The organism is Sphingobium sp. HDIP04, from assembly GCF_000445085.1.
Classification (GTDB): domain Bacteria; phylum Pseudomonadota; class Alphaproteobacteria; order Sphingomonadales; family Sphingomonadaceae; genus Sphingobium; species Sphingobium indicum.
This window is the reverse complement of record NZ_ATDO01000135.1, coordinates 1-21734: the sequence shown is the minus strand read 5'-3', so window position 1 is coordinate 21734 and position 21734 is coordinate 1. Positions and strand designations below refer to the sequence as shown.

The following is a 21734-nucleotide window of genomic DNA, read 5'->3' as shown; positions in this document are numbered from 1 at the left end:
GCCCCCTCCCGCCTGCGGGAGGGGGAATGGCGGGAACCCCCCAAATCACCCAGTCGGGCGAGTCCTGCATTTGCCCACGCATCCTAGGACCAATGGCCCATTGCGGGGGTCCGCCGCGCTGCGTCATCTCTCGCCCAAGCATGTTTGCATGGGAGAGAGCCTTGACCGAGATTCGCATCACCCTGGGCGGCCTTGCCGCCGCCGCGCTCCTGACGCTGGCGCCGCTTTCGGCGCAGGCCAGGGAGATCATCGTCCACATGAAGAACCAGGGCGCGGAGGGCGCCATGGTGTTCGAGCCGTCCTTCGTGAAGGCGGCGGTGGGCGACACCATCCGTTTCCAGCCGACCCATCCCAGCCATAATGCCGAAACCATGGCGACCATGCTGCCGACCGGCGCGACCCCGATGAAGGGCGCAATGAACAAGGAGGCGGTGCTGACCGTCACCAAGCCCGGCCTCTACGGCATCAAGTGCATGCCGCATTATTCGATGGGCATGGTCGCGCTGGTGCAGGTGGGCAAGGTCGCCCCGGCGGACCTCGCCGCCGCCAGGGCGGTGAAGCTGCCGCCCTTCGCCGCCAAGCGGATGACCGCCGCGCTCGCCAAGGTGAAGTGAGATCCGCCGATGCTGACCACGGCCCCCCATGTCTATCCCGTGCCGCCGGCCTGGTCGGCGGAGGCGAAGGTCGATGCCGCCGCCTATGCCGCGGGCTATCGCCGATCGCTGGATGACGCCGACGCCTATTGGCTGGAGCAGGCGAAGCGGCTCGACTGGCTGCGCGAACCCACGCGCGCCGACGAGAGCAGCTTTGCCGAAGGGGATTTCGGCATAAGCTGGTTCAGCGACGGCATGCTGAACGCGTCGGCCAATTGCATCGACCGGCATCTGGCCGAGCGCGGGAACCAGGCGGCGATCGTCTGGGAACCGGACGACCCGGAGGAACCGGCGCGGCGCTTCACCTATCGGCAGTTGCATGAAGAGGTGTGCCGCTTCGCCAATGTGCTGAAGCGCGCTGGCGTGGGGCGCGGGGACCGGGTGACGCTCTACCTGCCGATGATCCCCGAAGCCGCCTTCGCCATGCTCGCCTGCGCCCGCGTCGGGGCGATCCATTCGGTGGTGTTCGGCGGCTTTTCGCCCGAGGCGCTGGCGGGACGGATCACCGATTGCGACAGCCGCATCGTCATCACCGCCGATGAGGGGCGGCGCGGCGGCAGGACCGTGCCGCTGAAGCGCAATGTCGATGCGGCGGCGGCGCTGGCGCCGGTCCTGAAGCGCGTGATCGTCGTCCGGGCGACGGGCGGGGACGTCGCGATGGACCCCGCGCGGGACGCCTATTATGACGAACTGGCCGCTGCCGTTTCCGCCGATTGCCCGGCGGAGGCGATGGCGGCGGAAGACCCGCTGTTCCTGCTCTACACCTCCGGATCGACGGGCAAGCCCAAGGGCGTGCTGCATTCGACCGGCGGCTATCTGCTCTGGGCGGCGATGACCTTCGACCTTGCCTTCGACCATCGGCCGGGCGAAGTCTTCTGGTCCTCCGCCGATGTCGGCTGGGTCACGGGCCACAGCTATATCGTCTATGGGCCGCTGGCCAATGGCGGCACCACGCTGATGTTCGAGGGGGTGCCGAACTGGCCGACGCCCAGCCGCATCTGGGAAGTGGTCGACCGGCATCGCGTGACGACGCTCTACACCGCGCCGACGGCGCTGCGGTCGCTGATGAAGGAGGGGGACGATCATGTCACCCGCACCAGCCGCGCCTCGCTGCGGCTGATGGGCACGGTGGGGGAGCCGATCAATCCCGAAGCCTGGCGCTGGTATCATGAGGTGGTGGGCGAGGGGCGCTGCCCGATCATAGATACGTGGTGGCAGACGGAGACGGGCGGCCACATGATCACGCCGCTGCCGGGCGCGACGGACCTGAAGCCGGGCGCGGCGACCAAGCCCTTTTTCGGGGTGGAGCCGTTGCTGGTCGACGGCAACGGCGTCGCCGTGGAGGGCGAAGGCGAGGGCAATCTCTGCATCGCGAGAAGCTGGCCGGGGCAGGCGCGGACGGTGTGGGGCGATCATGAGCGCTTCTTCCAGACCTATTTCACGACCTATCCGGGGCTGTACTTCACCGGCGACGGCTGCCGGCGCGACGCGGACGGGGACTATTGGATCACCGGCCGCGTCGACGACGTCATCAACGTGTCGGGCCACCGCATGGGCACGGCGGAGGTCGAAAGCGCGCTGGTGCTGCATGAGGCGGTGGCGGAGGCGGCGGTGGTGGGCTTCCCGCACGACATCAAGGGGCAGGGCATCTACGCCTATGTGACGCTGAACAGCGGCGAGGAAGCGAGCGACGAACTGCGCCAGGCGCTGGTCAAATGGGTGCGCGGCGAAATCGGGCCGATCGCGACGCCCGACGTCATCCAGTTCGCGCCGGGCCTGCCCAAGACGCGCTCCGGCAAGATCATGCGCCGCATCCTGCGCAAGATCGCGGAGGGCGAGGTTTCGGCACAGGCGCTGGGGGACATATCGACCCTGGCCGAGCCGGCCATCGTCGAGGAACTGATAAGGGGCAGGGCTGGATAAAGGAAGCAGGATATGGCGGGAGAGGAGGCCCGTCTTCCCCTTGCGCGGCGGGGTTCAGAGACGGTTTGTGGCCGCTCGCGGAAAGGCAGGCCGCCAGGGCTGAATGTCGATACAGCCTAAGCCGTTGATCATAATCGCTTTGTGATAGACCCGGTCCAATGATAGAAAGCTGCGCGGTTCCGATGCAGAAGGTTGTCTATGGACAGGAAACTGGCAAGCGAACGGGGCGCCGAGCAGAAGGCGCTGGCGGCCCGGTGGAGCATAGCCACCGAAGCCATGGAAGCGCTGGCCGGCGCCCGGTCCCTGGAGGCGATCACCCATGTCCTGCGGGCCTTTGCGCGGCGGGCCGTGGGGGCGGACGGCATCGCGGTCGTCCTGCGCGACGAGGACCAGTGCCATTATATCGCGGAAGATTCGATGGAGCCGCTCTGGGCGGGGCAGCGCTTTCCCGCATCGAGCTGCGTGTCCGGCTGGGCGATGGAGAATAATCGCACGGCGGTGATCCCCGACGTGTTCGACGATGAACGCGTGCCGGTGGAGGCCTATCGCACCACCTTCGTGCGGTCGATGGTGATGGTGCCGATTGGCGGCGTCGAACCCATTGCCGCGCTGGGCGCCTATTGGTCCGAATTCGCGCAGCCCACCGACAATGAGATCGCGCTGCTGGAGGCGCTGGCCCGCGCCGCGTCCACCGCGCTGGAAAACGGGCGGTTGTTCGCGTCGCTCGAAGCGCTGAACGAACAGCTCGAACGCCGCGTCCGGGAACGGACCGCGGAACTGGAACGGTCGCAGGACAGCCTGCGCCAGGTCCAGAAGCTGGACATGCTGGGCCAGTTGACCGGCCATGTCGCCCATGATTTCAACAATCTGCTGATGCCGATCGTCGGCGGGCTGGACCTGATCCTGTCGGGCAAGCGGACGCCGGAATCGATCGAGCGGCATGCGACCATCGCGATGCAGGCGGCGGAGAGCGCCCAGACGCTGGTGCAGCGGCTCCTGACCTTCGCCCGCCGGCAGCCGCTGACCGCAAAGGCGGTGGACCTGCCGGACCTGCTGGGCGGAATGGGGGCCTTGCTGGCCAGCACGCTGGGGCCGCGGATCGCGCTGTCGGTCGACCTCCAGCCGCTGCTGCCCCCGGTGCGGGCCGATGCCCATCAGTTGGAGGTGGCGCTGCTCAACCTGGCCGTCAACGGCCGCGACGCCATGCCCGACGGCGGCGCGCTCAGCATCCGGGCGGAGGCGCGGCAGAGCCGCCTGCCCTCCGTGCTGGCGCCGGGCCGCTATGTCTGCCTGACCGTCAGCGACACGGGCACCGGCATGACCCCGGCGGTCAGGGCGGCGGCGATGGAACCCTTCTTCACGACCAAGCCGTCCGGCCATGGCACGGGGCTGGGCCTTTCCATGGTCCACGGCCTTGCCGCGCAGCTTGGTGGCACGGTGGAGATCGACAGCGTCGTGGGGCAGGGCACCAGCGTGCGGCTGTGGCTGCCGGTCGAGCGGACGCCCGCCGAGAGACCCGATCCCCCCGTCGTCGAGGAAGGGGCGAAGGCGCGTTCGGGCAGGGTGTTGCTGGTGGACGACAACGACCTCGTCCGGAACAGCACGCGGGAAATGCTGGTCGAAATGGGCTATGAGGTGGTCGACACCGACCGGGCGGAACGCGCGCTCGGCATGATCGAATCGGGCGACCGGCCCGACATATTGATCACCGACCATATCATGCCGGGCATGACGGGGGTGGAACTGGCGCTGCGCCTGAGGGCCGATCATCCGCAGATCGCGCTGCTGATCATATCGGGCTATGAGGGGGTGGACCTGATCGCGCCCGACATCACGCGCCTGTCAAAGCCGTTCCGGCAAAATCATTTGCAGGCCTGCATAGCCGCGGCGCGGGCGCAGGCGGCCTGATCCGGACGCTGTTTCCGGGGAGGGGGGCGCTTGCTTCTGCGCAGGCGGGAGTCCAGTTTTTGAAGTTGCGCGGTCATGCAAGGGCGGGACTGGGCTCTCACCAGCCACGCGTCTCATTCGCGTGCCTGCGCAGGAGAACGTGGTGAGATGGGGGGACGATGTCTCCATCCTCATGAGCGGCGAGCCTTCGCCTCAGGAACCGAGCGCTTGGTTGGGATCGACCGTCCTGATGCCGCCGGGCGCTTCCCGGCCTTCGGGCGGGGCGGCGACGGCGGGTTGGGGCGGAGCGGCAGGCCCCAGGGAAACCTCCCTGTCGACATAGACCTCGAACAGCGTGCCGGCGGGCAGCTTGACGTCCTTTCCGCGCACGATGACCGCCAGCGGCAGGAAGACGATGCCCGCGCCGACCGCGCCCAGGGTGCCGGACTTGCCCTGGGAATTGCGCTGGCCGCGCACCGGCACGTCCATTCCCCCCGTCCTGACGGTGCTGACCTTGATGTCGAGCTTGCCGGAACGGCCGAGCAGGCCATTGTCCCTGACCCGGCTGACCTCCCCCACCGCCGGGCTGCCGGCGGGGATGAGCGTCACGCCGCCGATGGTCACGGGCCTGGCCACCGCCAGTTCGATCCTGTCGCCGACGCGGGCGGACTTGGAGGAGATGTCCTGGCGCGTCTCCAGTTGGATCGCCATGCCTTCGGGAAGGATCGTCGATTGGGCGAGGGCGGCGGGACCAGCGGCGGCCAGCATCAGGGGGATGGCGGCGATCCATGAGCCGCTCCGGCGGCTCGGCGACATGCCAGTCATCGGCTCATCCTCTTCGCTGCGGGCCGTGGCCGCCCGGTCCAGCGCAATTTACGCCTGCCGGGCCGGGGCTTCAAGGAATGAGTCCGCTTTTTCGCGCATGGACCTTTAGGCTGTATCGACATTCAGCCCTGGCGGCCATTTTCGGCTCGCCATCTTCTGAATGTCGATACAGCCTAGCGGGCGGCGGACATCCCCTGCCCGGACGGCCCGAACGCCTGGGCGAGCGGCCCCGCCATGCCCAGGACGGTGAGTTCCCCGTCCATCAGCATCCTGCCCGCCTGCTTGCGCTGCACCTTGCCGCTGGTCGTCCGGGGGATGGCGCTGGCGGGCACCATCGCCAGATCGGTGATCGCCAGTTCCAGCCGCTCCATGGCCAGGGCGCGCAGCCGGGCGGCGATGTCCTGGAGCTTCTCTTCGGACAGGGACCGGGCCTCGTCCCGCTTCATCTCCGCGATCAGGACGATATGCTGCGTGTCGCCCACCTCGATCTCCACGGCGGCGGCGCTGGCCTGGCCGACCGTTCCGGACAGTTCCGACCAGATCTGCTCCACATCGCTGGGCGCATGGTTGCGGCCGCGCACGATGATCACGTCCTTGAGGCGGCTGACGATGTAAAATCCGTCCGCCGTGGAAAAGCCGAGGTCGCCGGTCCGCAGGAACGGGCCGCCTTCGTCCAGCCGGCCGAAGCTCGCCTGCGTCGCGGCGGGATTGTCGACATAGCCGGCGGTGATGTGCGGGCCGCGCAGCCAGATTTCGCCCACCGCGCCGTCGGGCAGCGGATCGCCGGTTTCGGGATCGACGATCCGCGCCTCTCCCCCCGCCATGGCCGGGCCGCAGCAGGCGAGGTCCAGCACGGCGTCGCCGCCGGCGCTTTCCTCCGCCCGTCCGGCGGCCAGGGCGCGGCTGTCATAGCTTTTGACGATGGGGTCGCTCCGCGGCGGGACCGCGATGGTCACGAGGGTGGATTCGGCCAGGCCGTAGCAGGGCAGGAAGGCGCGCCTGTCGAAGCCCGCATCGGCGAAGCATTCGGCAAAGCGGTCGAGCGTGGCGGGCCGCACCCGCTCCGCCCCGTTGAACGCCACGCGCCAGCCCGACAGGTCCAGGTCGTCCGGCATGCCCCGCCGCGTGGCGTAGTCGACGCAGAGGTCGTAGCCGAAATTGGGGCCGCCGCTGGTATGCGCGCGATGGCGGGAGATGAGTTGCAGCCAGGACATCGGCCTGTTGATGAACGCGGCGGGCGAGGTGATCACGCAGGTCGAGCCCAGGAACAGCGGTTGCAGGATGTTACCGAACAGCCCCTGGTCGTGATAATGCGGCACCCAGCCGACGAAATGGGAATCGCGGTCGTGGCCGAAGGCGGCGCGGATCATCGTCTCATTGGCGATGATGTTGCCATGGCTGATCATCACCCCCTTCGGGTTCGAGGTGGTGCCGGAGGTGAACTGGAGCACGGCGAGCCGCTCGGGCGCGAGCGCCAGCGGCGAGAAGGCGTGCGATTCCGCCGCGAGCGCGGCAAATTCCAGATAGCGCACCGGGCCGGCGGACAGGGCGGCGGACAGTTCCTGCCCGAACAGGCCCGCCATGCCGTCGTCCAGCAGGATGCAGTCGGGCCGGATGTCGCCCAGCATGTTCAGGATGTTCTGAAGCCGCGCCTTGCGCCGACCGACCGGGGCGAGCGGAATGGCGACGCCGCCGACCGCGAGGCAGGCGAGCAGCGCGAGCGCGAAGTCGGTGCCCGCCGAGAAGAGGAGGGCGACCCTTGGACCGGCCTGCCCCTCGGCCGCCAACCCCCGTGCCGCCAACCCCCGTGCCGCCAACCCCCGCGCCTCCAGCGCGCCGGCAAGCTGCCTGACCCGCGCCGCCGCCTCCGCATAGGTCAGGCTGCTCTGCGGGCCGTCGCCCTGGTCGAATATCAGCGCCGGGCGATCCGGATCGCTGTTTCCATGGTCGAGGACGATGTCGACGATCGACCGGCTGAAGTCCATCTGCATCTTTTTTCTGCGAACCCGATGCTTTTAGAGCGTTTTCACATGGAGCGGAAAACGCCCTGTCTTTTTGATGCCGCGATTTTCCCGTCATTGACCCTCGACGGTCAACCGGAAAATGCCCTGGTCATTCCGTCGCGAAGGCTATCCGAAGCAGGCCGATCTTCCGCATGCGGAAACCGGCGGCCGACATGCGCAGATAGCGGGAATATTTCTCGACCGGATGGATCGCCGGATCGACCACCCCGCCGCGCACCGCGCCGCGCAGCCGGTTGCTCCACATCTCGCAGGTGCGCGCATAGTCCAGCCCGTCGTCGCGCAGCCGCTCGATGCGGAACAGGCCCTTGGACGCGACCACGATGTCCTCCAGCGTCGGCAGTTCCGCCGCCGGGAAGATCTCGTTCGCGATGAAGGGATTGGCGTCCTCCGGCGACATCCTGCCATAGGCGATGGTCTGGAGCGACAGGCGGCCCTTGCCCGCCATCCAGTCGCGGCAGGCCTGGAAGAATTCGCGATAGACGCCGCGGCGTTCCTCCACGCTCTGCTGCGGATGGGCGAAATGTTCGAACGCGCCGACGGAGATGATCGCGTCGAACGGCCTGTCGGGACGATAGTCGTGCCAGTTGGAGAGGACGGCGCCGATGCCGGGATCGCCCAGTTGCCGGATATAGGCGAGCTGTTCCTCGCTCAGCGTCAGGCCGACGCATTCGGCGACGCCATGCGTTCGCCGCAGGTTGCGCATCATGCCGCCCCAGCCGCAGCCGACGTCCAATATCCGCATGCCTTCGCCCGCGCCGACCGATTGCGCATGATAGTCGAGCTTGCGCTGCTGCGCCTCCTCCAGCGGGGCGTCCTTGGGCAGGCCGTCCCACATCGCGCTGGAATAGGTCATGCTGGGGTCGAGCCATGCCGAATAGAAGTCGTTGCCGACATCATAATGGTGGCGGATGGCGGCGGCCGAGCCGCCAAATTCGATCTGTTCGTCCTGGATCATGGCTGGACGCCGCCCTGCTGCGCCGCCATGTCGCTGACCGCCGCGGCGATGCCCGCCGCCGCGTCGCGGATCGCCTCCGCCTCGAACAGCAGTTCCAGCGGCAGTTCGTCGGGCAGGTTGAGCCAATTCTCCAGCTCCACCATCAGCGAGATCGCCTTGGCCGAATCGATCCCGAAACTGTCGAACGGCGCATCGGGCGAGACGGCGACGGGCGCCACGTTCACGATTTCCGCGATGCGGGCAATGATCCAGCTTTCGATTTCCCCTGCCGATGCCTGTCGAATAAGGTCGGAATTCATCAATGTCCCCCTGAAGCCGAACGAGTTGTCCCGAATCTGCCATAATAGACGTCCGCCCCTGTGGTGGCGGACGGGTGCGTGGCGGAACCGATCTCCGGCTGGGCGGCGATCTTTTGCAGTTCCGGATGCTCCCGCGCCAGCCGGGCCGCGGCGACGTGCGCATTCTCCTCCCCTGGAAGAAGCCGGTCGACGGTGACGTGCGAAGGACTGGGCAGGCCCCACATCTGACGCATCTCGTCCAGCGCGGCCTGCGACACCTCCACCTCATAGGCGACGGCCTCCCCCTGGCCATAGTCCATGGCGGAACCGAGCAGGGTCAGTTTCCAGCCGACGCCGTAGCAGAAGCTGAGCATGCGGACGTCGGTGAAGCCCACGCAACGGTCGATCCCCGCCTCATAGGCCAGTTCCAGCGGCGCGATCATGCACGCGGCCTTCCGTCGCAGATTGTGGCGGCGCATGCCCCGCTCAATGCAGAATCCCCGGCTCAGTTCCCAGGTGCGCCCGTCGTCGATGGGACGGATGCCGGCCGGCAGGACATGCGAAAAATGGTCGAGCAGCATCGAACAGTCGTCCGTGGGGCGGAAACGCAGCCCCATGACGACCCGGTTCTCGGTCGAAAAGCCGATGATGTTGCTCGCGCGCGCATCATCATATTCGTCATGTTCCAACCCGTCCCTGACCCTGAGATCCCAGCCGAGCTGGTTGACGAACACCTCCGCGCGGACTTGGTGCAAATCTCTGATCTCGTCCTGGTAAAGTGCGGAATTGTTCTTCGAAATCAGATGAATCAAATCCGTTCGCCCCCCGCATGCAGCGGCAGCGCCTGTAACATATTATACGGGGCAGGTCATCGGAAAGTTGCAGCGCGAAAGGCCGTGCGCGCCGTAAGGGAACCCTCGATGCAGGGCGCTCAGGCGGCCTGCTTCCGCCGGGCGCGCTGGACATGCACCTTCACCGCCTGGACGGATCGGTCGAGCGCATCGGCAATGTCGAGGTCGCACAATCCGGCCTGCCGCTGGTCGAGGCAGAACTGCTCCGTCTCCGTCAGGGAAGAGGCGGTCAGATCGTCCCGCGCATCGAGCAGGGCGATGCCCCGGCAGAGGTAGAGCGTCGCCATGGCGTGCAGGTTTGCGCGTTCCTCCGGGCTTTCGAGCATGCTGATCAGGCGGATCTCCACCTCATAGGACCGTTCGTCCCAGCCGATGATCGGAAAGCAGATCTGCGGCAGGACTTCCGGCCGCGCGACCGGGCCGCACCAGCCGGTCTCGCCGAACAGGAAGCGCCGTTCCCCATCGCCGACAGCGTAGCAGGCATGGCTCGCCGCCTGGAGGCCCAGCGCCTGGCTGAAGCGCGTCACGAGGCTGTCGATGCCGAGCGTGTCGTCGATCCCCGCGATGAAGTCGGCCGCGGTGGTCGAACTTCCGGCGCGAAGCTGGGTGCTGGGGATATATTCGCTCATGGTTCCTCACGCGGCATATGCCTGCCGTCATGCCGCGTCAGGTCTTAAAAGCGGGTTAAGCCTGCCTCCCTGCCGCCCGCTTCCTGTTTGCGGTGGAACGGGCCCAGGGCGCGCCGTCGGGCAACTGGCGCTTGACATGAAGAGGGAAAGGCAAAAGGTCGGCTGCCGACGGAACATCCATGACGAGGACAACATGCTGCCGACCTACCGAACCGAACCTTCCGCGGACAATGCGGTCGATGAATGGCTGGCCATGCATGGAGAGGGGGAGCGCGCACCCGTCATCCCTGGCGATACGAGCCGCCCGGAACTCTATTCGCAGGCGAGCTGGGAACCGCTGTTCCGCCAGATGCGTCAGTCCGCGCCGCTGAACCGGGTGGAAGGGACGGCCAATGGCGATTACTGGAACGTCTGTTCCCACGCGCTGATCACCGAAGTGGAAGGAAAGCCCGACCTCTTCTCCTCTTCCTGGAAATATGGCGGCATCACCATTGCCGACCCCGAACCGGGGGAGGAATTCCAGCTTCCCATGTTCATCGCCATGGATGAACCCGAACACAGCGTTCAGCGCAAGACCGTGGCGCCGGCCTTCACCCCCGCGCATATCGCCGAACTCGCGGTGAAGCTGCGCGGGCATACGGCGGCGGTGCTGGACAGCCTGCCGGTGGGCAGCCGTTTCGATTGGGTGGAGAAGGTGTCGATCGAACTGGCCACCAGCATGCTGGCGACGATCCTGGGCTTCCCATGGGAGGACCGGCGTCTTCTGACCTTCTGGTCCGATTGGGCCGGGCATATGGAGGCGGCGCGCATTCCCGAACTGTTCCAGGTCCGACGGGAAATGCTGACCGAAATGGCGACCTATTTCCATCTGCTGTGGGAACAGCGGCGGGCCGGTCCGGACGGCAACGACCTGCTGGCGATGATGATCCGCAGCGACAGCATGTCGGAAATGGGGCCGATGGAATTCATCGGCAATCTCGCCCTGCTGATCGTCGGCGGCAATGACACCACCCGCACCAGCATGTCGGCCGCCATCTTCGCGCTCGACCAATTCCCCGACGAGCGGGCGAAGCTGATCGCGGATGAGAGCCTGTTGTCCAATGCCGTCCAGGAAATCATCCGCTGGCACACGCCGATCGCCCACATGCGCCGCACGGCCACCGCGGATTGCGAGCTTGCGGGGCAGAGGATCGCGGCGGGCGACAAGCTGGCCCTGTGGTATATCTCGGCCAATCGCGACGAAGCCGTCTTTGCCGATGCCGACCGCCTGGACCTGTCGCGCGCCAATGCCCGGCGCCATCTTTCGTTCGGGCACGGGATTCATCGCTGCGTCGGCGCCCGCCTGGCGGAATTGCAGCTTCGCATCCTTCTGGAGGAACTGATGAAGCGGCGTCTGCAGGTGAACGTGGCGGGCGAAGTGCGCCGCGTTCACGCCAATTTCGTCAATGGTTTCCGGCACATGGAGGTCGAACTGACATCCTATTGAACGCCGCCGGGGCCTCGTCCGATCCGGAGAAGTACGCAGAACGCGTTTAACCAGCAGTTTACCAAGCGCGAGTAAAGGGAGGGATATCCAAAAATATAACGGAAATCACGGGTCATGTATCACAGGGGTTGTAAACGGCGTTGGAAGCGGATGCTGCTGGCTTCGGCGCTGTTTGGAATGGCGTCTTCCGGCGTGGCGCGGGCGCAGGTGGAGCCTCAGGCCGACATCATGGTGACGGCCCGCAAGGTGTCGGAACCGCTGCTGAAGGCGCCGGTCGCCGTCACCAGCGTTTCCGGCGACACGATTGTCGCGGCCGGCCTGCAGAGCATCACCGATCTGACCCGGATCGCGCCCAATGTCGACATCAGCGGCGGCATCGCCGGCCAGTTGCAGGGGCAGATATCCATTCGCGGCATTTCCACGCTCGTCCGCAATATCGGGCTGGAAACTGGCGTCGGCATCTATGTCGACGGGGTGTATGTCGGCCGGCCGGAAAATTTCGTCCAGCACCTGCTGGACATCGATCGGGTGGAGATCGCGCGCGGCCCGCAGGGAACCGAATATGGCAAGAACACCATTGCCGGCGTGATCAATGTCCAGACCAGGCAGCCCGACGCCGATCCCGGCCTGTCGGTTCGGTTGGATGCCGGCAATTATGATTATCGCCGGGGCGAGGCGGTGCTGGGCACGCGCCTCAACGACCGGCTTTCCGTGCGCGGGGCCATCGCCTATGCTCGGCAGGACGGCTTTTACCGGCACCTGTCCGGCGGCGAGGATGCGGGATCGACCGACCTGCTGACCTGGCGCCTGTCGGCCAAGTTCGCGCCGACCGACCAACTGTCGTTCATCGCACGCTGGGACGGCCTGCGCGACCGGGGCGTTCCGGCCTTTTTCCAGGCGGATGCGTTGGCGGGCTATCCCGCGGATTTCCCCTCCAGACAGCCGCTGCATGTCAACAACAATCGGCCCAACCGGCTGCACCGCGACAGCCAGGGGATTTCGCTGACCGGCGAATGGACGTCCGACACGGTTTCGCTGACATCCATCACCGCCTATCGGGATTCATCCTATGATGCGTCGCTGGACGACGATCAGGAGCAGGTAGACTTCGTTGCCGCTGACAATTTCAGCGACGATTCGCATTTCTTCAGTCAGGAATTGCGGCTGGCCGGCGGAATGGGGAAGCTGCGCTATCTGGCGGGCGCCTATTATTTCGATCAGATGGTGCGCACCGACCGCGGGCTTGGATTGGGCGCGGACACGGGCATTCCGGGCGAACCCACGCTGACCACGCGCGGCCGGGTGAAGACCCGGAGCGGCGCGTTGTTCGGGCGGCTCGATTATCAATTGAGCGACCGCCTCTCCCTGTCGGCGGGCCTGCGCTACACGCGAGAGAAGAAGCGTGCCCATTTCGTGCAGAATGACGTTTCGGGCATATTCCCGCTGCTGGGCTTTCCTGCATTGACCTTCGACGGGCATTCGACGGACAACGATCTGTCGCCGAGCGCCAGCCTCTCCTACGAGATCGTGTCCAACACCAATGTCTATGCGCGCGTTTCCAGGGGTTTCAAGAGCGCGGCATATAATGTCGACATCGCCTCTTCCCTCAGCGGCCTGACCGCCAGTCCGGAAAAGGCGACCAGCTATGAGGTCGGCGTCAAGGCGTTGACGTTCGACAAGCGGTTGCGCTTGAACCTGGCCGCGTTCCATACCGATTATGACCGGCTGCAGGTGTCGCAGGTGCTGGGCAACGGACTGGCGCTGACCAATGCCGGCCGCGCCCGGATCCAGGGCGTCGAAGGCGAGGTGTTTCTGCAACTCTCTCCCGCTCTGCGGATCGAAGGCAATGCCGCCATTCTGGACGCGCATTATGCGCGGTTCGACAATTGCGGCGTGCCCGCGTCGGTGGGCGGCGGCAGCATGGACTGCGCGGGCAACGACCTGGTGCTGGCGCCGCATTTTTCCGGCTATGGCGCTGTCAGTTACGAGGTTCCCGTGGCTTTCGGAACGATTTTCGCCCGGGCCGACATGGATCACCGCTCCACCGTCTATTTCGAACCGACCAATTCCGACGGTTTCAAATCCGGTCCGCGGACCCTGGTCAACCTGCGCCTGGGCCTGCGCCGCGGCAAATGGGACATCGCCGCCTGGGTCAGGAACCTGACCGACGAGATTTACAAGACCTATGCCGACGATCGATCCGGATTGGGCGTATTCCGCACGGCGGCCTACGGCGCCCCGCGCACCTATGGCGTCAGCCTTTCGTCGACATTTTGAGCATGCTGGGCGGTGGTCCCCAAGGGCGGGCCATTAATCAAATCTTAGCCAGCGGATGGTGAATCATTCGTAGCGCGATCGGCGTCGGAATTGCGGGAGTAGAATGGCGGACCAGATTTCATCGCGGTCACCTGATGAGTGGGAAGACAGGCAGGACCCGATGGATGGCGACCAGCAGATACTGGCGTCGGCTGGCGTTTTGCGGTGCGCGGTGGACGGCGATGGCCGGCTCCATCCCGATCCTGCCGCCGCGCATCGCTTTGGCCTTCGGGAATCCCAGCAATTTTTCCACTGGCTGCGCGGGGTGTGCGGCATATTCCGCAAGCCGATCTTTCAGTTCGTCCGCGCCGTTCGCAAGGAGCGGGAAGCCGAAACGACGCTGACGCTGAAAGGCGATTTCGGCGAGCTGAGGAATGTTCGCATTCTTGCGCGGGCACGGTCCGCGCCGCTGGACCGGACGGTTTTCGAACTGGTGGCGATCGACGTCACCAGCGAGCATGCGGAAATCGAGCTGCTCCGGCGCAGCATGGAAAATCTGCGGCTGATCGTCGAATATAATCCGCAACTTCCCTGGATTGCCGATGCGGAAGGCCGGATCATCGACTTCACCGATCGGTGGCTGGAAAGTTCCGGCCTTGAACGCGACGAGGCGGAAGGGTCGGGCTGGCTTTCGGCCACCCATCCCGACGACATCGAGCCGGTGACCCGGCGCGTCGCCCAGTCCCATGCCACCGGCGAACCCTTCGACGTGCGGGTGCGGCTGATGGTCAACGACCAGTATCGCTGGATGCGGGCGCAGGCCTATCCCCGGCGGGACGAGGAAGGCCGGATCATCCGCTGGTACGGCTATACCGAGGACATCCATGAAAGCGTGCTGATCGAGGAGCAGATGCGCTGGAACGCCGAGCATGACTCGCTGACCGAGCTGCCCAACCGGGCGATGTTCAACGCCTGCCTGGACAAGGCGCTGGCCAAGGCGCTGACCGAATTCAGGAAGGTCGGTGTGTTCCTGCTGGACATCGACAATTTCAAGGACGTCAACGACCTGATGGGCCATCATGCCGGCGACGATCTGCTGAAAAGCTTTGCCTCTCGCCTGAAGGACATCTTCGCCGGAGGCGGCGTGGTGGCGCGGCTGGGCGGCGACGAATTCGCCATATTGATCGAGAATGTCGAAAGCCGGCAGCAGCTTGCCGACCTGGCCAATCGCGTCCTCACCATCAGGGAGACGCTGTTCGCCGCCGGGCGATCGCTCGAATGCGGGGTCAGCATCGGCGTGGCGGCCTTCCCCGAAGACGGGCGCGTGGCGACGGAACTGCTGCGCCATGCCGACCTGGCGCTCTATCGCGCCAAGTCGCTGGGGCGCGGGCGGATGCAGATGTTCGAGCAGTCGCTGCTGGAGGACATGCAGGAACGCGTGGCCATGATCAACCGGGCGCGGACCGCCGTGCGCGACGGCACGATCATCAGCTATTACCAGCCCAAGGTGTCGTTGCAGACCGGCGAGCTGGTCGGGTTCGAGGCGCTGCTGCGGTGGCGCGACAGTTGCGGCACCATCCGATCGCCGGCGGAGATCTATGCCGCGTTCGACGATCATGACGTGGCCGACATGATCGGGCAGACCATGACCAGCCAGGTGTTCGCCGACATGGCCGCCTGGCGCGCGCGCGGCTTGCCGGTGGGGCATGTCGCCATCAACGTGTCGTCGGCCGAATTGCGGCGGGAGCGCTTCGCCGGCCGGCTGATCGAGACAATGGACCGCTATTCGATCGCGCCCGATTCGATCGAGATCGAGATCACAGAGGGCGTGTTCCTGGGCGCGGCGTCGGATACGGTGCGCCGTTCCATCGACGAACTGCACATGTGCAACATCCCGCTGGCCCTGGACGATTTCGGGACGGGCTTCGCCTCTCTTTCCCATTTGCGGTCGCTGCCGGTCAGCACGCTGAAGATCGATCGATCCTTCGTCAGCGGGGTGACGGCGCGCGAAAGCGACGGCGCCATCGTTTCCGCGCTGGTCACGCTGGGCCGGGCGCTCAACATGAAGGTCGTGGCCGAAGGGGTGGAGGAAGCCGACCAGTCGATCAAGCTGCGGGAGATGGGCTGCGACTATGCCCAGGGCTTCTATTTCGGCCGGCCCGCCCCGTCGGAGAATATCCCCGCGCTGATCCAGTCCTGGGGCGAGAACAGCGCCATCGTCACCCTGAACCGGCGGGCCGCGGCCTGGCCCCCGCCCGGCATTCGCGGCGAAAGCCGGACGGGGTCGCGGAGCGCCTGAAGAGGCTCTTCGACGCCGCTGAAAGCGCTGACGGAGGGGAAATGGCGCGACCTGCGCATTTTCCCCTCCGTCAGCGCTTCGCGCTGCCACCTCCCCATCTAACGATGGGGAGGATCAAACGTCCGCTCCCCACCCGAATCACTCAGTCTGGCGAGGCTTGATTTGTCCATGCTGCCTAGCCGTTGACGATGGTGCCGCCATTGGGATGCAGCACCTGGCCCGACATGTAGCTGGCGTCGTCGCAGGCCAGGAAGAGGAAGGAGGGGGCGACCTCATTGGGCTGGCCGGGCCTGCCCATGGGCGTGCTCTCCCCGAAATGTTCCAGCTTCTCCGGGCTTGCCCCGCCGCTGGGGTTGAGCGGCGTCCAGATCGGCCCCGGCGCGACGGCGTTCACCCGGATGCCGTCCCCCACCAGATTTTCCGACAGCGACCGGGTGAAGGCGGTGATCGCGCCCTTCGTGCTGGAATAGTCGAGCAGTTCCTTCGACCCCTGGTACATGGTGACGGAAGTGCAGTTGACGATGGCCGCCCCGCGCTTCAGATGCGGGCGCACCGCCTGGGTCAGGAAGAACATGGCGAAGATGTTGGTCTGGAAGGTGCGGCGCAGCTGTTCCTCGCTGATGTCGGTGATGTCGCTGTCGGGATGCTGCTCCCCCGCATTGTTGACGAGTATGTCGATCCGCCCGAATTCCTCCACCACCCGCGCCACGGCGCGATGGCAGAAGTCCCGGTCGCCCAGGTCGCCCGCGATGGTCAGCGCCCGCCGCCCTTCCGCCCGGACGATGTCCGCGGTCTTTTCCGCATCGTCATGTTCGCACAGGTAGAATATCGCGATGTCGGCCCCTTCGCGGGCATAGAGCGCCGCCACCGCCCGCCCGATCCCGCTGTCGGCGCCGGTGACGATGGCCACCTTTCCCGCCAGCCTGCCTGAGCCGGGATAGCGTGGTTCCCATTCGGGCTTGGGCTCCAGCCGGCTTTCATGGCCGGGCAGGCCATCCTCATGGATCATCTCTTCGGTGTCGGGCATCGCACATCTCCTTTCCCGAAGAACTCGCCGCCTGCCGGGGAGTTCATTGGCCAAGGCCCGGTTCGGCGCGCGAATGGGGCGGGTGGAGACATGCGATGGGCCTCACTGCGCTGGGTCGCGTGGACAAGTTCGAACATGTCGGGAAGTGGCCGATCCAAGACATTCCCCTCCCGCAGGCGGGAGGGGCCAGGGGTGGGCGCGACCCCGGACTTGATCCGGGGGAGCTTCCGGCTCTGTTTGGAAATGCGCCTTTCGGCGCACCGCGGCACCAGCCCTCTCCCCCACCCGGCCACCCAACGGCAGTATCATATGGGTGGCCGGGTGGGGGAGAGGGCTGGTGCCGCCTCGAAATGCGATCTTCCGCGCATTTCCAAACAGACTCTTAGCCGTTGCAAAACAACGCTGATGTCGCGCCGGCCCACCCCCTAGCCCCCTCCCGCCTGCGGGAGGGGGAATGACGGCTCTCCACCCAAAATCGGTTGTCCAATTCGCCGGCCATGAAATACCGAACGGAAAATGCCCATTTGATCGCCGGAGATCGATGAAAGGACGCAATTCCGCCATGCTTCCGGATGCGTCATAAATGTCACTGTCAACAAATAATTAATGGCATTTTTATGGCAAAATGTTAATGTTGGATTTGCGGGGTCCAGTCGATTCTGCGAGGTCCATCATGTCCAGGTTGAGGATGGCGGCGGGTGCCGCCAGTTGCTTTGTCGCGCTCTTTTTCGGCGGCGCCGCGTCCGCGGGGGAGGCACGGTGCTGGCAAGGCTATGAAGTCGAAGCGGCGCGAGTCAGGGATCTACAGATCATGTTGATGCTGGGATCGCTGAAATGCCGGTCGACCAATAGCGAGATCACGGCGAAATACGATAAATTCCACGAGAAGATGGGAAATGCCGATAAATATAATAATGCGTTGAAACTGCGCTTCATGCGCGAAAACGGCATAGCTGACGGACAGCGTGCCTATGATGATTTCATAACCAGACTGGCCAATAGTCATAGCGATGGCATCCAGACGGCGGGTTTCTGCCAGATGGCCGACACGCTGTTGAGCCTGGCGACCGACGCCGGTGCGAATGAACTGCCGATGCTGGCCCGGAATTTCTCCGAAAAACCGGCCGGGGTCGGAGATGTGTGTGAAGTGACGGCCGCTGCGGCGGCGGCTCCGGCAAGCGATCCGGTGACGCCGGCGACAACGGCGGCGGCAGTGGCGGAGACGGCAGCGCCCGTCACGCCGCAATCCGTCACGCCGCAATCCGCTGCGGCGGCGCTGGAGGCGGCCGCGGTCGCGCTTCAGTCGGCCGCGGCGAGCCTCAAGACCCAGTCCGGTGCGGCCGGCGCGGCGACGAAGGACGCCGCGGCGGATGCGCAACCGACGCTGGTGGCGGTGGCGAAGCCCGTAAGCTGAGAGTGGGAGAGGTGCCGCGCCTTTGGGGGAAGCGCGGCATGGGGGCGATGTTCAGCCCCGGAACGCTTTTTTAGTCCCCGCCGCGTTCCCTTCGTTTCCGCTCCGGCTTGCCGGTCGACCCGTCGTCATGCTGGTTCAGCATGACGGGCGGCGGTGAATGCTCAGCGCTTTTCATATTTCCAGTTGCGGCCCTTTCCTTCCGCGATCCATTCGACCGCCTGGGCGATGCGCTTGTCGCGCGTGGCGTCGGTCTTCGCCTCATTGATCCATTCGCAATAATCGCGGATCTTGCCGGGCGGGAAGCCTGCCCAGATCGCCGCGGCGGCGGGATCGGCCTCTATCGCGGCGGCGAAGGCGGGATGGAGCGGGAGCGGCGCGCGCGCCTCCCTGGTCCCGGCGCGGGGTTTGTCGCCCGCGTCGATCAGCGCCATGGCCTTGGCCAGCAAGGCCGTCAGTTCCGCGTCGGCGGGCAGGTCCTCCAGACTGGCGATCCGGCCGAACTGGCCCATGGCTTCATCGCTGGCGTCGGCCCGCGCCATCTTGTCATGCCAGAAGCCGAAGGCGACATGCCGCCGGAAGCCCGCCATGTTGCAGAGATTCTGCCCCCGATAGGTGAAGAAGGGCATGCTCCATTTCATAGTCTCCCCGATCTCCGGCCCAGTTTCCGGCGAGGCGGCGTGGATCAGGGCGCGCAGATGGGCGAGGATGGGGCGGGCGAAATCGGCCTGTCTGGCAATATAGGCGTCGATGCGGGGATCGGCCGCCATCGCCTTTTACCCCTGACGATGCCGGGCGGTCAGCAGATAGTCGATCGCCTGGTTGGGCGAGAGGATGAAGCCCCTGCCGGGCGTGAAGCTGATGCCGGCGCTGTCGATGACTTCCAGGCCCGCATCCTCCAGCAGCTTCGTCAGTTCCTCCGGATTGATGAATTTATGCCAGTCATGCGTGCCCTTGGGGATGCCGCCGATGCTTTCGCCGATGGTGATCATGGCCAGCCGGGACAGCGGCGTGCGGTTGGGCGTGGAGAGGATCAGCAGGCCGCCGGGCGCCAGCTTTTCCGCCAGCGCGGCGACGAAGGCGGCCGGGTCCGCCACATGCTCTATCACCTCCATAGAGGTGACGAGGTCGAAGCCGCTTTCCGCCAACTGCTCCACCGGCGTGGCGCGATAGTCGATGGCGAGGCCCTGCCGCTCCGCATGGCTGCGCGCCACGGCGATATTCTCCTCCGCCGCATCCAGCGCCGTCAGCGCCGCGCCCATGCGCGCCAGCGGTTCGGAGAGCAGTCCCGCGCCGCAGCCGACATCCAGCGCCCGCCTGCCCGCGAGCGGACGGAAGCTCCGTTCATGTCCCGGCCAGTGCCGGTCGATAGCGTCGCGGATATAGCGCAGCCGCACGGGGTTCAGCTTGTGCAGCATGGCGCTGCTGCCCTTGGGATCCCACCAGTCGGCGGCCATGCCGCCGAAATGCGCGGCCTCGCGGGGGTCGATGGTGCTGGAAACGATGTTCGCCATGATCGTCCTGCTACCAGCGTCGGCGGGCTGGCGCTACGGCCCTTTTGCGCCGCCGCCCGGTTGCGCGAAATCGCGGCCCTCATCTTCCTTGTCGAGGCGGCGGTAAAGGTCGCGCGTTGCCTCCTCCGTATGGCGCAGATCATCCGGATTCCGGTGCCTGCGGTTGCTGAGCGTCACGAAAATCAGCACGACCGCCAGCAGGATAGGCCCGCCAACCACCACCATCAGCCACAGGCTGCTTTCCATCGCGTCCTCCATCCTTGCCCTTCCATGGCAATGATCGGGGGCAGGGGCGGTTCCCATATTTCCACTTTGCTTGCCATATTCGCCGCTGCTGCTAATAGGAGCGCCGTTTTCGCGCCCCCATGGGGCATTTCATTTCTTTTCAGCAGGCAGGCTCGACAGGCAAATGGCGCGCATCGTGATGAAATTCGGCGGCACCTCCATGGCGGGGATGGAGCGAATTCGCAACGTGGCCGCGCGCGTCAAGCATGTGGTCGAGCAGGGCCATGAAGTCGCCGTCGTCGTTTCCGCCATGGCGGGCGAGACGGACCGGCTGGTGGGTTTCTGCAAGGAAGCCTCGCCGCTCTACGACCCGGCGGAATATGACGTCGTCGTCGCCAGCGGCGAGCAGGTGACGAGCGGCCTGCTGGCCATGACGCTGAAGGCGATGGGCGTAGACGCGCGAAGCTGGCTGGGCTGGCAATTGCCGATCCGCACCAACGAAGCCCATGCCAAGGCGCGCATCGGGGAGATCGACACGGCCGACCTGCTGGCGTCGATGGGATCGGGCACCGTGGCGGTGATCCCCGGTTTCCAGGGCATGATGGAGGATGGCCGCGTGTCCACATTGGGCCGGGGCGGGTCCGACACGTCGGCGGTGGCCGTGGCGGCGGCGGTGAAGGCGGATCGCTGCGACATCTATACCGACGTCGACGGCGTCTACACCACCGACCCCCGCATCGTGGCGCGGGCGCGCAAGCTGGACCTCGTCACCTATGAGGAGATGCTGGAACTGGCCTCGGTCGGGGCGAAGGTGCTCCAGACCCGCTCGGTCGGCCTCGCCATGAAGGAAGGCGTGGTCGTGCAGGTGCTTTCCTCCTTCGACGATCCCACGCAGGACGACCTCCCCGGCACGCTGATCGTCAGCGAGGAGGAACTGGAAGCCAAGCTCAAGGAAGACAAGATGGAACGTCAGCTCATCACCGGCATCGCCCATGACAAGAATGAGGCGAAGATCACCCTGACCCGCGTGCCGGACCGTCCGGGCGCGGTGGCGCACATCTTCGGCCCGCTGGCGGACGCGGCGATCAACGTCGACATGATCATCCAGAATGTCGGCCGCGACAAGGGCGAGACCGACGTGACCTTCACCGTGCCGGGCGCGGACCTGGCGCGCGCGCTGGACGTGCTGGAGGGGCAGAAGGATGTGATCGGCTTCAACCGGATCATCCCGGACACGAAGGTGGCGAAGGTGTCGGTGGTCGGCGTCGGCATGAAGAGCCATGCGGGCGTGGCGTCCGCCATGTTCCAGGCGCTGGCCGATCGCGGGATCAACATCCTCGCCATTTCGACCAGCGAGATCAAGGTGTCGGTGCTGATCGACGAGGATGAGACCGAACTGGCGGTGCGCGTGCTGCATACCGCCTATGGCCTGGACGCGCCGGTCGCTTGACCTTTTCTTCCCTCCCCTTCAGGGGAGGGGTCGGGGGTGGG

18 protein-coding genes are annotated in these 21734 nt (G+C 65.8%); 8 read left to right on the top strand and 10 right to left on the bottom strand.

The features are described from left to right. Positions 1-140: 140 nt before the first annotated feature. The 3 genes from L286_RS45205 (at position 141) to L286_RS45195 (ending at position 4484) form a co-directional block, all read left to right on the top strand. The gene (locus L286_RS45205; protein ID WP_443215244.1) at positions 141-614 is read left to right on the top strand and encodes a pseudoazurin; all 474 of its coding nucleotides are present in this window, start codon (positions 141-143) and stop codon (positions 612-614) included. A 9-nt stretch (positions 615-623) separates the two neighbouring features. Further along, a complete protein-coding gene (gene acs, locus L286_RS45200; RefSeq protein WP_020821241.1) occupies positions 624-2576 on the top strand; it encodes an acetate--CoA ligase in 1953 nt (650 codons plus the stop codon). A 198-nt stretch (positions 2577-2774) separates the two neighbouring features. Then, positions 2775-4484 (top strand): ATP-binding protein, encoded by a 1710-nt coding sequence (locus L286_RS45195; RefSeq protein WP_020821240.1) that lies wholly within the window; start codon positions 2775-2777, stop codon positions 4482-4484. 192 nt (positions 4485-4676) lie between these two features. Here L286_RS45195 and L286_RS45190 read toward each other — a convergent pair whose 3' ends face one another. The 6 genes from L286_RS45190 to L286_RS45165 all read right to left on the bottom strand — a co-directional run bounded on the left by L286_RS45190 (position 4677) and on the right by L286_RS45165 (position 10025). After that, complete coding sequence (locus L286_RS45190; protein ID WP_025161218.1) at positions 4677-5288, bottom strand: hypothetical protein; 612 nt, start codon at positions 5286-5288, stop codon at positions 4677-4679. A gap of 173 nt (positions 5289-5461) precedes the next feature. After that, complete coding sequence (locus L286_RS45185) at positions 5462-7279, bottom strand: fatty acyl-AMP ligase (protein WP_021223993.1); 1818 nt, start codon at positions 7277-7279, stop codon at positions 5462-5464. Positions 7280-7400: 121 nt separating this feature from the next. Continuing rightward, entirely contained in the window at positions 7401-8267 is an 867-nt protein-coding gene (locus L286_RS45180; RefSeq protein ID WP_020821237.1) for an SAM-dependent methyltransferase, read from the bottom strand. Then, positions 8264-8566 (bottom strand): acyl carrier protein, encoded by a 303-nt coding sequence (locus tag L286_RS45175; protein ID WP_020821236.1) that lies wholly within the window; start codon positions 8564-8566, stop codon positions 8264-8266. The genes L286_RS45180 and L286_RS45175 overlap by 4 nt, the downstream gene beginning before the upstream one ends. Continuing rightward, entirely contained in the window at positions 8566-9357 is a 792-nt protein-coding gene (locus L286_RS45170) for an acyl-homoserine-lactone synthase (RefSeq protein WP_020821235.1), read from the bottom strand. The genes L286_RS45175 and L286_RS45170 overlap by 1 nt, the downstream gene beginning before the upstream one ends. 119 nt (positions 9358-9476) lie before the next feature. Then, entirely contained in the window at positions 9477-10025 is a 549-nt protein-coding gene (locus tag L286_RS45165) for a helix-turn-helix transcriptional regulator (RefSeq protein ID WP_020821234.1), read from the bottom strand. Between the two features lie 136 nt (positions 10026-10161). Between L286_RS45165 and L286_RS45160 the strand changes: the two genes are divergently transcribed. From L286_RS45160 to L286_RS45150, 3 genes are all read left to right on the top strand, one after another. Then, the gene (locus tag L286_RS45160) at positions 10162-11511 is read left to right on the top strand and encodes a cytochrome P450 (RefSeq protein WP_020821233.1); all 1350 of its coding nucleotides are present in this window, start codon (positions 10162-10164) and stop codon (positions 11509-11511) included. Between the two features lie 150 nt (positions 11512-11661). Beyond that, positions 11662-13788 (top strand): TonB-dependent receptor, encoded by a 2127-nt coding sequence (locus L286_RS45155; protein ID WP_020821232.1) that lies wholly within the window; start codon positions 11662-11664, stop codon positions 13786-13788. 103 nt (positions 13789-13891) lie between these two features. Next, positions 13892-16066 carry a putative bifunctional diguanylate cyclase/phosphodiesterase gene (locus L286_RS45150; RefSeq protein WP_021223992.1) on the top strand — a complete coding sequence of 725 codons (2175 nt, stop codon included), beginning with the start codon at positions 13892-13894 and terminating at the stop codon, positions 16064-16066. A 175-nt stretch (positions 16067-16241) separates the two neighbouring features. On the opposite strand, the gene L286_RS45145 is transcribed toward L286_RS45150, so the two are convergent. Then, on the bottom strand, positions 16242-17093 hold the full coding sequence (locus tag L286_RS45145) for a glucose 1-dehydrogenase (RefSeq protein ID WP_020821230.1): 852 nt from the start codon (positions 17091-17093) through the stop codon (positions 16242-16244). Positions 17094-17904: 811 nt separating this feature from the next. On the opposite strand from L286_RS45145, the gene L286_RS45140 reads away from it, so the two are divergent. Continuing rightward, positions 17905-18507, top strand: a complete 603-nt coding sequence (locus tag L286_RS45140) for a hypothetical protein (RefSeq protein ID WP_025160479.1) — start codon at positions 17905-17907, stop codon at positions 18505-18507. Positions 18508-18668: 161 nt separating this feature from the next. On the opposite strand, the gene L286_RS45135 is transcribed toward L286_RS45140, so the two are convergent. From L286_RS45135 to L286_RS45125, 3 genes are read right to left on the bottom strand one after another with little or no spacing between them, the layout of a single operon-like run. Further along, positions 18669-19274: a YdeI/OmpD-associated family protein gene (locus L286_RS45135; protein WP_020817833.1), complete on the bottom strand. Its 606-nt coding sequence runs from the start codon at positions 19272-19274 to the stop codon at positions 18669-18671. A 6-nt stretch (positions 19275-19280) separates the two neighbouring features. Next, on the bottom strand, positions 19281-20018 hold the full coding sequence (ubiG, locus tag L286_RS45130; RefSeq protein ID WP_020817834.1) for a bifunctional 2-polyprenyl-6-hydroxyphenol methylase/3-demethylubiquinol 3-O-methyltransferase UbiG: 738 nt from the start codon (positions 20016-20018) through the stop codon (positions 19281-19283). A 33-nt stretch (positions 20019-20051) separates the two neighbouring features. Next, on the bottom strand, positions 20052-20264 hold the full coding sequence (locus L286_RS45125; protein WP_235870812.1) for a hypothetical protein: 213 nt from the start codon (positions 20262-20264) through the stop codon (positions 20052-20054). Positions 20265-20427: 163 nt separating this feature from the next. Between L286_RS45125 and L286_RS45120 the strand changes: the two genes are divergently transcribed. Further along, a complete protein-coding gene (locus tag L286_RS45120; protein WP_020817836.1) occupies positions 20428-21693 on the top strand; it encodes an aspartate kinase in 1266 nt (421 codons plus the stop codon). The last annotated feature ends 41 nt before the right edge of the window (positions 21694-21734 follow it).

Bases quoted from the DNA above. Each gene is read 5' to 3' on its own strand.
- L286_RS45180 (WP_020821237.1), bottom strand. From the start codon at position 8,267: ATGATCCAGGACGAACAGATCGAATTTGGCGGCTCGGCCGCCGCCATC.
- L286_RS45135 (WP_020817833.1), bottom strand. From the start codon at position 19,274: ATGGCGGCCGATCCCCGCATCGACGCCTATATTGCCAGACAGGCCGAT.
- L286_RS45165 (WP_020821234.1), bottom strand. From the start codon at position 10,025: ATGAGCGAATATATCCCCAGCACCCAGCTTCGCGCCGGAAGTTCGACC.
- L286_RS45160 (WP_020821233.1), top strand. From the start codon at position 10,162: ATGAAGAGGGAAAGGCAAAAGGTCGGCTGCCGACGGAACATCCATGAC.
- ubiG (WP_020817834.1), bottom strand. From the start codon at position 20,018: ATGGCGAACATCGTTTCCAGCACCATCGACCCCCGCGAGGCCGCGCAT.
- L286_RS45150 (WP_021223992.1), top strand. From the start codon at position 13,892: ATGGCGGACCAGATTTCATCGCGGTCACCTGATGAGTGGGAAGACAGG.
- L286_RS45125 (WP_235870812.1), bottom strand. From the start codon at position 20,264: ATGGAAAGCAGCCTGTGGCTGATGGTGGTGGTTGGCGGGCCTATCCTG.
- L286_RS45205 (WP_443215244.1), top strand. From the start codon at position 141: ATGTTTGCATGGGAGAGAGCCTTGACCGAGATTCGCATCACCCTGGGC.
- acs (WP_020821241.1), top strand. From the start codon at position 624: ATGCTGACCACGGCCCCCCATGTCTATCCCGTGCCGCCGGCCTGGTCG.
- L286_RS45140 (WP_025160479.1), top strand. From the start codon at position 17,905: ATGTTGATGCTGGGATCGCTGAAATGCCGGTCGACCAATAGCGAGATC.
- L286_RS45155 (WP_020821232.1), top strand. From the start codon at position 11,662: ATGCTGCTGGCTTCGGCGCTGTTTGGAATGGCGTCTTCCGGCGTGGCG.
- L286_RS45120 (WP_020817836.1), top strand. From the start codon at position 20,428: ATGGCGCGCATCGTGATGAAATTCGGCGGCACCTCCATGGCGGGGATG.
- L286_RS45175 (WP_020821236.1), bottom strand. From the start codon at position 8,566: ATGAATTCCGACCTTATTCGACAGGCATCGGCAGGGGAAATCGAAAGC.
- L286_RS45195 (WP_020821240.1), top strand. From the start codon at position 2,775: ATGGACAGGAAACTGGCAAGCGAACGGGGCGCCGAGCAGAAGGCGCTG.
- L286_RS45145 (WP_020821230.1), bottom strand. From the start codon at position 17,093: ATGCCCGACACCGAAGAGATGATCCATGAGGATGGCCTGCCCGGCCAT.
- L286_RS45185 (WP_021223993.1), bottom strand. From the start codon at position 7,279: ATGCAGATGGACTTCAGCCGGTCGATCGTCGACATCGTCCTCGACCAT.
- L286_RS45190 (WP_025161218.1), bottom strand. From the start codon at position 5,288: ATGACTGGCATGTCGCCGAGCCGCCGGAGCGGCTCATGGATCGCCGCC.